Below are 426 nucleotides of genomic sequence, written 5' to 3'. Positions count from 1 at the left end.
GATATCGCCACCGTTCCGCCGGACAGAGCTACCGTACCACTTGAGATAGCTACTGTTCCTCCAGTGATCGTTGCTCCTAGAATCGCAGTCAACGTACCCGCTGTGATCGTCGCTCCCGACACTGCTGCCAACGTACCCGTTGTGATCGTTGCTCCGAGCAATGCTCCCAATGTTCCGCCTGTGATTGTTGCCCCAGAGACAGCAACCGTCCCTCCAGATATCGCCACCGTTCCACCGGACAGAGCTACCGTACCACTTGAGATGGCTACTGTTCCTCCCGTAATCGTTGCTCCGAGGATCGCAGTCAGGGTACCTGCTGTGATTGTTGCTCCCGACACTGCTGCCAACGTACCTGTCGTAATCGTTGCACCGAGCAACGCCCCCAACGTTCCGCCTGTAATTGTTGCTCCGGAGACCGCTACCGTC

General features: G+C 57.3%; 1 pseudogene. It reads right to left on the bottom strand.

Features of this window, described 5'->3' with window-relative positions:
- Nucleotides 1–426: pseudogene (locus tag IEX98_RS16350) on the bottom strand (DUF6385 domain-containing protein); the annotation flags it as partial.

Source organism: Paenibacillus radicis (ex Gao et al. 2016) (assembly GCF_014641555.1).
In the GTDB taxonomy this organism is placed as follows: domain Bacteria; phylum Bacillota; class Bacilli; order Paenibacillales; family Paenibacillaceae; genus Pristimantibacillus; species Pristimantibacillus radicis.
Note: the sequence above shows the minus strand (reverse complement) of the source record. Positions and strands in the feature narration are given on the sequence as shown.